Source organism: Halorubrum sp. 48-1-W (assembly GCF_003287355.1).
Classification (GTDB): domain Archaea; phylum Halobacteriota; class Halobacteria; order Halobacteriales; family Haloferacaceae; genus Halorubrum.
In genome coordinates, this window is sequence record NZ_QMIM01000042.1 from 21,975 (window position 1) to 31,532 (window position 9,558).

11 protein-coding genes and 1 pseudogene are annotated in these 9,558 nt (G+C 68.3%); 3 read left to right on the forward strand and 9 right to left on the reverse strand.

Going from position 1 to position 9,558, the window contains the following annotated elements; genetic code table 11:
* Window positions 1-30: 30 nt before the first annotated feature.
* On the reverse strand, window positions 31-366 hold the full coding sequence (locus DQW50_RS16105) for a PIN domain-containing protein (protein ID WP_241964464.1): 336 nt from the start codon (window positions 364-366) through the stop codon (window positions 31-33).
* Window positions 363-594, reverse strand: a pseudogene (locus DQW50_RS16110) (antitoxin VapB family protein). The gene DQW50_RS16105 and the pseudogene DQW50_RS16110 overlap by 4 nt, the downstream one beginning before the upstream one ends.
* 176 nt (window positions 595-770) lie before the next feature.
* Here DQW50_RS16110 and DQW50_RS16115 point away from each other — a divergent pair.
* Window positions 771-1,103 (forward strand): 2Fe-2S iron-sulfur cluster-binding protein, encoded by a 333-nt coding sequence (locus DQW50_RS16115; protein WP_112080283.1) that lies wholly within the window; start codon window positions 771-773, stop codon window positions 1,101-1,103.
* A 65-nt stretch (window positions 1,104-1,168) separates the two neighbouring features.
* Here DQW50_RS16115 and DQW50_RS16120 read toward each other — a convergent pair whose 3' ends face one another.
* The 4 genes from DQW50_RS16120 to DQW50_RS16135 all read right to left on the reverse strand — a co-directional run bounded on the left by DQW50_RS16120 (window position 1,169) and on the right by DQW50_RS16135 (window position 3,992).
* The gene (locus DQW50_RS16120) at window positions 1,169-1,300 is read right to left on the reverse strand and encodes a rubrerythrin-like domain-containing protein (RefSeq protein ID WP_112080284.1); all 132 of its coding nucleotides are present in this window, start codon (window positions 1,298-1,300) and stop codon (window positions 1,169-1,171) included.
* Between the two features lie 142 nt (window positions 1,301-1,442).
* Window positions 1,443-2,600 (reverse strand): DUF63 family protein, encoded by a 1,158-nt coding sequence (locus DQW50_RS16125; RefSeq protein WP_112080285.1) that lies wholly within the window; start codon window positions 2,598-2,600, stop codon window positions 1,443-1,445.
* Between the two features lie 94 nt (window positions 2,601-2,694).
* Window positions 2,695-3,144, reverse strand: a complete 450-nt coding sequence (locus DQW50_RS16130; protein WP_112080286.1) for an Lrp/AsnC family transcriptional regulator — start codon at window positions 3,142-3,144, stop codon at window positions 2,695-2,697.
* 83 nt (window positions 3,145-3,227) lie between these two features.
* Complete coding sequence (locus tag DQW50_RS16135; RefSeq protein ID WP_112080287.1) at window positions 3,228-3,992, reverse strand: 4-phosphopantoate--beta-alanine ligase; 765 nt, start codon at window positions 3,990-3,992, stop codon at window positions 3,228-3,230.
* Between the two features lie 156 nt (window positions 3,993-4,148).
* On the opposite strand from DQW50_RS16135, the gene DQW50_RS16140 reads away from it, so the two are divergent.
* Both DQW50_RS16140 and DQW50_RS16145 read left to right on the forward strand, forming a co-directional pair.
* Complete coding sequence (locus DQW50_RS16140) at window positions 4,149-4,382, forward strand: hypothetical protein (protein WP_112080288.1); 234 nt, start codon at window positions 4,149-4,151, stop codon at window positions 4,380-4,382.
* 46 nt (window positions 4,383-4,428) lie between these two features.
* Window positions 4,429-6,063, forward strand: a complete 1,635-nt coding sequence (locus DQW50_RS16145) for a TrkA family potassium uptake protein (RefSeq protein WP_112080289.1) — start codon at window positions 4,429-4,431, stop codon at window positions 6,061-6,063.
* Window positions 6,064-6,120: 57 nt separating this feature from the next.
* Here the strand turns inward: DQW50_RS16145 and DQW50_RS16150 are convergent, their stop codons facing one another.
* The 3 genes from DQW50_RS16150 to DQW50_RS16160 form a co-directional block, all read right to left on the reverse strand.
* Complete coding sequence (locus DQW50_RS16150) at window positions 6,121-7,815, reverse strand: potassium transporter TrkG (RefSeq protein WP_112080290.1); 1,695 nt, start codon at window positions 7,813-7,815, stop codon at window positions 6,121-6,123.
* A gap of 1 nt (window position 7,816) precedes the next feature.
* Window positions 7,817-8,500, reverse strand: a complete 684-nt coding sequence (locus tag DQW50_RS16155) for a TrkA family potassium uptake protein (RefSeq protein WP_112080291.1) — start codon at window positions 8,498-8,500, stop codon at window positions 7,817-7,819.
* 63 nt (window positions 8,501-8,563) lie between these two features.
* The coding region (locus DQW50_RS16160) for a universal stress protein (RefSeq protein ID WP_241964466.1) at window positions 8,564-9,558 on the reverse strand (995 nt) is incomplete at its 5' end.

Consider the following 9,558-nt stretch of genomic DNA (forward strand, 5'->3'; position numbering starts at 1 on the left):
CGATGCGCTCGAAGTGGTCTCGATTGCGGGTCACACCGGTTCGTCGTTCAAAAGCGCTGTCGCCCCGATTAGACAGTCCTCTCTGTCAATTTCTTTACCCCGGGCGCGAAGCGAGCCGGGAATCTTCCCGGCCTTTCGCAGTACGGTCCCGTCGGCGACGACCGCGTGGCGTGTGTCGAGTACGTCGAGGATCGCTTGTCGGCGCTCTTCAAGAGCGTTCAACTGTGGAACCGCTTCGTACAGTTCGAGTACCGTTATCGTGGAGATCTTCTCGGGACGATTCTCCCGTTCGATGAGATCGAGGTATCCGACTGCGTCCCGGTCGTCGTGTAGAACGTCGATGATGAAGGTCGTGTCCTCGATCATTCGACGTCCGGTACATCTGCGTCGATCTGTTCGCGCCGGTCGCGAGAACGAGACCGCCTCTCCTCGACGAGGGATTCGAGTTCGTCGCCCTCCGCTTCGGAGAGAATTCCTGCGACTTCCGTCCACGACCGCTCGCCGGCGATCCGCTTGACCACGTCAGAAAACGACTCTCCCTCCCGGTTGTGCGATGTAGGCCTCCTCGTCGAGCGAGATCGTTTTCGTCGACATCACAGTACACAGTGAATTTCAGCGCCGAGATCGAGGTCGAGGCCCGGTAGTAGCTCACTCTACGCGGAGTCTCGGACTAGCAGATAAATCACCTCCTCCCTCACCCGCTTCCGTCCCCGCGACGGCGACGCGATCGAGGGGAACCCTTTTTGACTGGTCGGCGGGTACTCCGCGTCATGACCGAGTACACCGTCGAGTTCGTCGGCACCGGCGAGACGATCGAGGTGTCCGACAATGAAACGATCCTCCAGCCGTGTCTCGAAGAGGGGATCGCCCAGGAGTACTCCTGCCGGGTGGGTATGTGTCTCGCCTGTTCCGCGGAGGTCGTCGAGGGCGAGGTGACCCAGCCGGCCGCCCGCGGGCTGACCGACGAGGAAGCCGAGACGTTCGCGCTCACCTGTATGGCGCGCCCGCAGTCCGACCTAAAACTCGATCGCGGGAAGTACCCGCCGAGCATCGAGGAGGACGGGGACGCGAACGTCGCCGGATCGGCCGCAGCCGACGACTGAGACTCGGCGACGGGGACCCGACGACTGGAGCCCGGCGCCGAGCCGAGGGCAGTGGCTGTAACCGTTCACAGGTCCCGCGAGCGACCCAGGTGAAGCAACGCTCCCCCGCAGTCACAACGCCCGGGGGTCTCGGAACGCGAGCCGCATTCGAAACATTCGTACAGTTCTTCACCAGTTTCCGAACAGTTCGGCCTCATAGTCCGTGAGAGGCTTCCAGAACGGATAGCTGTATCCCTTATATCGTTAGTATTCTTTGATCGGATACGAAGAATACGATCGATCGAACACGAGGGGACCGATCGATCGAACACGAGGGATCCGTCGTCGGTCCGCGTGGAACTAGATCCCGAACGTCGCCCGGAGCATGTCCCGCGTCCCGGGACCGAGCCCGACGGCGAGCACGGTGATGAGCAACAACAGCGTGTACCGCGGCGAATCCTCGTAGAGCTCGCCGTTGAACACCCAGACGACGAAGGTCGCCGCAACGAGCTTGACGAGGAGGAACGGCCAGGCGTCGCCGGTGACCGCGAGCACGGACTCGGGGAGCAACCGACCGGTCCAGTTCACCACCAGCTCGTTGACGACGTGTTTCGGGACGAGGTTCGCGGTCCCCGTCAGCGCCGGCATCCAGTCGAGGCCGATCACGTTCGCGACGCCGTCGACGGCGTGGCCCCAGATGATCACGAAGCCGACGAAGCCGGTCCCGCGGTTGACAGACGGCTCGAACCGCTCTATCAGTTTCCACGTCGCCGCCGCTGCCGCGGTCGAGATGAGGAGGACCAGGCCGACGACTTGCGGGTAGAACGTCACGTAGTCGGTGGCGACGGCGAGGTACGCCAGGTAACCGACCGACGCCGTCAGCGCGACGACGCCGGCGCCGAAGAGCGGGCGGGCGTAGTCGTCGACGAGCCCCCGGTCCTCAAGGGCGTACGCGCCGACCACGCAGAGGAGCGTTATCGCGAAGACCGTGAAGTAGATGAACGGGCTGATGATCAGCGCGTTCCACGGGAAGGCGATCAGCGGTTCGACGCCGGCGCGTATCGCCGCGATCCCGGCGTCCTCGACCGTGCGGAGCGCGCCGCCGAACAGCATGAACGGGAACAGCGCGTAAAAGAACCGGAACTCCGTGGCGATCTCCAGCCGACGGAGGAGGAAGACGACCCCGATCAGCATCGCCAGCAGGATCACGACGTAGCTCAGCGTCGAGACGGTGGTGTAGCCGGGGTACGCGACGATCTCGCCCGCTGTGGCCGCGTCCGCACACGCGGAGGAACTCGTCAGCAGTTCGGTCCCGCCGTCGGCGGGGCGGACCGCACACTGTGCGACCTGTCCGTCGGCGGCGACCGGTCCCCAGAAGTACCGCCAGAGGAACCGGTCGTAGACGACCCGCGGGAAGACGACCGACCCGACGACGAGGAGCGCGGAGGCCGCGGCGACCGCGACCGCCCACGCTCGCTCCGCCGAGAGCCCCCACCGGTCCTCGAACCCTGCGCTCATACCTGGCCTTCGGAGGGTTCCCGAGTTGAGGGTTCCGGTCCCGTTCGCCGCTTCCCATCGGCCACCCTCCGATCCGTCCCGACGCTCCCTCGACTCATATCGGCGGCCCCTCGGTCTCGTAGTCGGTACCGAGGACGATCATCGTCTGTGAGCGCGAGAAGCCGCCCATGTTCGCGACCTGGTCGAACATCAGCTCACGGAGGCGGTCGGTGTCGCGGGCGACGACCCGGAGGATCACGTCCCACTCGCCGGTCGTCAGGAGGATCTCCCGGACGCCTTCGATCTCGCGGAGGCGTTCGAGCGCGTCCTCCTCGCGACCCTGCTCGACGCGGAGGCCGACGAGGGCGGTGACGCCGTACCCGAGCGCCTTCGGGTCCACCGACGCGTGGTACCCCTCGATGACGCCCGCGTCCTCCATCCGGCCGACACGGTCGTGGACCGTCGCGCTCGACATGTCGATCCGGCGCGCGATCTCGGAGAAGGGCGTTCGGGCGTCCTTCTGAAGGATCCGGAGGATCGCCCTGTCCGTGTCGTCCAGGTCCATGTCCGGTGCTGTACCCCAGAGGACTTTGAACTTGCGCACGTCCCCGAGCCGGCCACACGACCGTGTCGCTCGGACGCGGTCCGCTACCGCTTCGCGTCCGTCTCGAACTCCCCGTTCCGGATCGCGTCCTCGGCGGCTTCGAGGGCCGCGTCGGCGTCGAACCCCTCGATAATCTCGCGGCGTTCGGCGGGGGACACGCCGGCCAGCTCGCGGGCGTGTGCGGTCACGTTCGGGACGGCCCGGAGGACGTTGTCGACGATCGGGATCGCGGCGGTTCGCGGCGACCGGCTCCCCGGGTTGAGGTCGATCACGACCTCGGTTTTGTCCGCCGCTGTGAGCGCCTCGGCGCGGTCGCCGTCCTCCAGCGGCACCACCACCACGTCGGCCGTGCCGATCCCGTCGGCGTCGACCGTCCCGCGGTCGTGTTCGAGTCCGGGGATCTCGCCGTCGCCGGTCAACCCCTTCACCTCTGTCGCGCCGTGTTCGCGGAGGTGGTCCGCGATCGCCCGCATGCGGTCTTCGGTCCTATTGAAGAGGTTCACCTCGAGGTCGGCGCCGACGACGTCGGCGAGTTCGACCGTCTCCGCGGGGACCAGCGCGGCGACGTTCCCGTTCACGGAGAACACCGGGTGCGCCGCGGAGAGCAGCGTCGCGGCCGCGGCGCGCGCGGCGGCGTCCGCGCTCGGGAGCGTCCGCTCGCCCAGCAGGTAGTCGAACGCCTCGCCGCGGCCCTGCGCGATGAGCCCCTGTCTCGAGGTGATCCCCTTCTCCACGCCCGCCTCGATGCGGTGTCGGGTGAGAAGCGACGCGTATCTCGGGTGGTCCTCGGGGATCTCCGTCTCGGCCATGGCCCCGGTTGGTCGCGGCCGGAGTAAAGTGGCCCGTTAGCGGCTCGCGGTCCCCGGAAACGGTCTTCCGTCTTCGATCACTATCGGTTTTACGTGAACGTTACCGAAAGAAACCGCCGCATACCTAAGTCCGTCACGGACGTATCGCCGACCGTGATGGATCGCACCGGAAAGTACACCGTCGTCAAGGCGTGTAACGACCACGGGACCATTACCCTCCGTGAGCACCCGCGGAACGGGACGCTGTACGTCGTCGAGTACGACGACCCGGAACTCAGAGCGGAGCTCGCGGACCTCGAGGTCGGTTCCGTCGTCCACCTCGACCTCAGGCGGGCGGGGCGCCGAGGAAACGCCTGGTGCGCGGAGGCGGCGCAACCGGTCGGGACGTGAGGGCTCGACGACACACGTTTTTCACGGGGCCGGTCCTTCCGGAGGTATGAACGCGTGGCAGCGGCGGGTCGTCGGCTACTTCTTCTTGCTCCTTCTGGCACTTCTCGGGACGGCGGCGGTCTACCAGTGGGGGATGGCGACGTTCGAGGGCCGCCCCCGGACGTACCTCGACTCGCTCCAGTTCGCCGTCGAGATGTTCACGACCACCGGGTTCGGCGGGGACGCCCCGTGGGAGAGCCCGCAGATGCAGGCGTTCATCGTCGTGACGGACCTCATGGGGATGGCGCTCCTCGTCGGGGCGCTACCCGTCGTCGCGACGCCGCTCTTGGAGCGCGCGTTCTCGACGAGGGCCCCCGAGACCCTCGAGGACGACGTCACCGACCACGTGATCATCTGCTCGTACACCACGCGCGCCGAGGTCCTCATCGAGGAACTCGACGCACACGACGTCCCCTACGTCGTCGCCGAGGCCGACCGCGAGCGGGCGGACGAGCTGTACGGCGACGGCCACCGGGTGATCCGGGCGGACCCGGAGTCCGAGGAGGGACTGACCGCGGCGCGGCTGTCCGAGGCGCGCGCGATCGTCGCGGACGTCTCGGACCGGGTGGACGCGAGCATCGTCCTCGCTGCCAAGGAGCTCGCCGAGGACGTCCTCGTCATCAGCGTGGTCGACGACCCCGAACTGGAGCGGTACCACCGGCTCGCCGGCGCCGACCACGTCCTCTCGCCGCGGCCGTTGCTCGGCCGCGGGCTCGCAGCCAAGGTGACGACCTCCCTCCGGACGGAGATCGGCGAGGCGGTCGCGATCGGCGACGACCTCCGGCTCGCGGAGGTGTCGGTGCGCCAAGGCGGCGATCTGGCCGGCTCGACGCTGGCGGACAGCGGGATCCGCGAGCGCGCCGGCGTCAACGTCGTCGGCGCGTGGTTCCAGGGCGAGTTCGACGCCTCCCCGTCCCCGGACGCGGTGTTGACCCGCGGGACCGTCCTCCTCGTCTCCGGGCGCACCGACCAGCTACAGCGGCTCGTCGAGATGACCCAGTCGTCGGTGCGCCGGTTCGCCGCCGGCCGAACGGTGATCGCCGGCTACGGGCAGGTCGGCCGGGCGGTCGCCGGCGAGCTCGACGACGCCGGGATCCCGTTCACGGTGGTCGACGCCCGGGACAGGGAGGGCGTCGACGTGGTGGGCGACGCCACCGAGCCGGAGACGCTCGTCGACGCCGGGATCGGGGAGGCGGACACCGTCGTGCTCGCGTTGCCCGACGACACCACGACCGAGTTCGCCACGCTCGTGATCCGCGACACCGCGCCCGAGACGGAGATCGTCGTCCGGGTCGACGAGGACGCCAACGTCTCGAAGGCGTATCGAGCGGGCGCCGACTACGTCCTCTCGCTCGCGACGGTGACCGGACGGATGTCGGCCGCGCGCCTCCTCGAGGGGCGCGACGTGCTCTCCGTCGAACAGCAGGTGGAGGTGATCAGACTCGAGGCGCCGAGGCTCGTCGGGCGGAGCCTCGGGGACGCGGACGTCCGCGACAGGACCGGATGTACGGTGATGGCGATAGAGCGGGGCGAGGAGGTGATAACCGATATGGGGCCGGAGACGACCATCGAGCGGGGAGACGAGGTCGTCGTCGTCGGAACCGACGACGGCGTGCGGGCGTTCGAACGGGCGTTCACGTGAGCGGGGGGCGGGCCCGGCTTCGGCGGGTCGGAGAGCAGGGGGCGTAGGGAGAGGGCTTCACGGGTCCAGTCCGTACAGTCCGGCGCGAACGAACACGAGCACCGGAACGATCTCCAGCCGGCCGATCCACATGTTGAGAACGAACATCGCCTCGGCCAGCGGCGACATCGACGGGCCGGTGATCCCCGTGGAGAGTCCGACGTTCCCCTGGGCGCTCGCGACCTCGAACAGCGCGTCGGCGTACCCGAACTCCGGGCCCGTGACGTTGACGAGCACGAGGCTGCCGACGACGAGCGCGACGATCCACAGCAGGGTGACGATCGCGGCCTCGCTGAACTCCCGTTCCATCGTGTCGCGGTCCAGGGTCCGGTCGCCGATCCGGGCGGTGACGACGGCGTTCTTCGGGAGGAACACGCGGGAGAACTGCCAGACGATCCCGCGGACGACGGTGTACGCCCGAACGATCTTGATGCCGCCGACGGTGGACCCGGCGGCGCCGCCGATCACCATCGCGACGACGACGACCACCTTGCCGCCGGCGACCCAGCGGCCGATCGGGGCCGACTGGAACCCCGTGGCCGTCAACGCGCTGACCCACTGAAACGTCGAGTCCCTGATCGCGTCGAGTCGAGCGCCGTCGAGCAACGGCACCGGGAACGGCAGGAACGACTGCGTGGCGAACGCGCCGGACGTCGCCGGAACGGACGCGACGTTCTGGACCGAGAGCGCGACGACGCCCCCCGCGAGCAGGAGGAACAGCCACCGCGTCTGGAGGTCAGAGACTAGCCCGCGAACGTCGCGGTCGCGGAGGACGACGTAGTGGATCGGGAAGGCGATGGCCCCCAGGACCATGATCGGCACCAACACGGCCTCGACGAGCGGGGACGCGTAGGTCGCGATCGAGTCGTCGGTGACGGAGAACCCGCCCGTCGTCAACCCCGTCATGGCGTGGTTGAGCGCCTGCCACGCGGCCTCGCCCGTCGAGAGCGACGCCGCGTACTCGCCGTCGCTCGCGCGGATCGCGACGAACAACGCGAGGAACGCCAGAAGCGTGTACCCGACGACGAGCTTCCAGACCGTCCGGACGGTGGAGACGACGCTCGGGTGGATCTTCTCCTCGCGGGCCTCGCTCCGATAGAGCGCGTAGCTTCCGCTCCCCGGCCGCGAGAGGATGGAGACCGTCAGGACGATGACGCCGACGCCGCCGACCCACTGGATAAACGACCGCCACCACTGGATCGCCCGGGGAAGCGACGGCTCGTGAACGGCCATCGTCAGCCCGCTTCCCGTCCACCCGCTCATGCTCTCGAAGAACGCGTGAAGGGGGTCGCGGAAGTAGGCGAGACTCGAGAGCGTCGTGGTGCCGCCGACCCCGATCGGTTCCCACGAACTCGTGTCTGTCGCTACGGGGACGAACGCGTCCATCACGGCGGGCGGCGTCATCCACGCGGTCAAGAGCAACGGAAGCGATCCGAACGCCGCGACCGCGAACCACCCGCCGGCGGCGATGACCATGCCGTGTTTCATCTTCGGGTCCGGGGCGTCCGAGAACCGTCGAACGGCCAGTCCGCCGACCGCGGCGGTCGCACCGGCCGCGGTGAGGAACCCGAGCACGGCGTGGAACTCGCGGAACCCGAGGGCGATGGCCGTGGTGATGACCATGAGCACGGCCTCCATCAACAACAGCGAGCCGACGTCACGGCTGATGACCGCCAGGTCGGTCGGGACCACGCCGTCTCGTCGCTCCGCCATGTCAGCTCCGGCCGTCGAGGTGGCCGAAAACGTCGGTGACGTCGGGCGTTACGCCGGTCTCCGAGTAGACCGTGAGGAGGTCGTCCGCCTCGATCCGGGTGGACCCCCGGGGAGTTATCGGCCGATCCTCGTCGTCACGTTCGATGGCGACGATCAGCATTCCCTCGCCGAGGAGCCCCGCCTCGTCCGCCTCCTGTAACGTCTTTCCCGCGACCGGCGCGTCCGACTCGACGGCTATCTCGAACACCTCCGCCTCCTCGCCGATGTGCATGAAGTCGACGACGGAGGGGCGACTGACCGCCCGATACAGGTACTCCGCGATTAGGCTCTGTGGGTTCTGCATGGTGTTGACGCCGATCTGTCGGAACACGTTCATGTGCTCGGGGTTGTGGACGACCGAGACGATGTTCGGTATCGAGAGCTCCTGTGCGAGCAGACACACCATGACGTTCGTCGCGTCCTGGTCCGTCGTCGAGATGAGCGCGTCCGCGCGGTCGGCCCCGGCGTCGCGCAGCGTCTCCTTCGTGGTCGCGTCATCGTTGATGACGAGGCAGTCGTAGCCCCTCGACGCCCGCTCGGCGCGCTCGACGTCGCGTTCGATGACTGCCACCTCGTTGCCGCCCTCGGTCGCCAGTTCCACGAGCGGCGTGCCGATGTCCCCCGCTCCGACGACGATGAGATACATTCACTCCTCCGTTCAGAACCGACGACGGAAAGCCTACCGTTACGGAGAACGGGACCGATCGACTCAGCGCCCCCCGAACAGTCGCTCCCACAGCGACCGCGCGGAGGGTCGCTCCGAGAGCAACACCGGGGTGTCGAGCGTCTCGATCGTGTCGAACGCGAGCGACCCGCGGACGATCCGCGAGAGCAGTCCGCGCTCGGTCGCGCCGACGATCACGAGGTCGTACTCCTCGCCGAGACGACCGATCGTCCGCTCGACGTCGCCGGTCTCGATACGCAGGGTCGCGTCGCCCAGTCCGTGGCCCTCGGCCCAGCCGGAGAGGAACTCGTGCCCGGCCTCCTCCTCGCCCGGATCGGTGACGTACAGCAGCGAGACGTCCACGCCGAGCGTGTCCCGGAGCGCCACCGCGACCTCCGCGGAGAGGTCGGAGGACGGCCCGCCGGCGGTCGGGACGAACACGTCCGAGAGGTCCAGCTGTTGGCCGTCCAAGACGAGGAAGTCACACGGGAGGTCGTGGGTGAGTTCGTCCAGCGAGCCCTCGACGCGCCCGCCCGCGAACCGCGTCCCGCCGTAGCCCATCACGACCGTGTCGGCGTCGTTCGTCCGCGCGGCGTCGAACACCTCCTCGATCCCGCGGTGTGAGAGGATCGTCTTCGTCTCGATGGGGACGTCGAACGCCTCGGCGTCCGCCGCGGCGGCGTCGAGCAGTTCCTCCGAGCTGGCGTCGAGGCCACCTCGGTTCTCGGACGCCTTCTCGAGCGAGGTCTGATCCGGGACGGTGACGATGTGGGTCGCGAGTACGCGACCGCCCTCGTGTCGGGCGAGCGCACCGGCGAGCGTGATGAGCGCGCTCTCCGTGCGGGGGTTCGAGACGGCGACCATGACAGTCGGGCCGTCGTTCCCGGCCCCGTTCGGCGCGACCGCGTCCGCGGCGTCGACGACCCCTTCGGGGAGTTCGTCCGCGCGGCTCCGGACGAACTCCGAGAGCACGCCCTGTTCGTCCGTCTCGCTGCGCGCGTACACGAAGTACCACGCGACGGCCGCGACGACGAACCCGG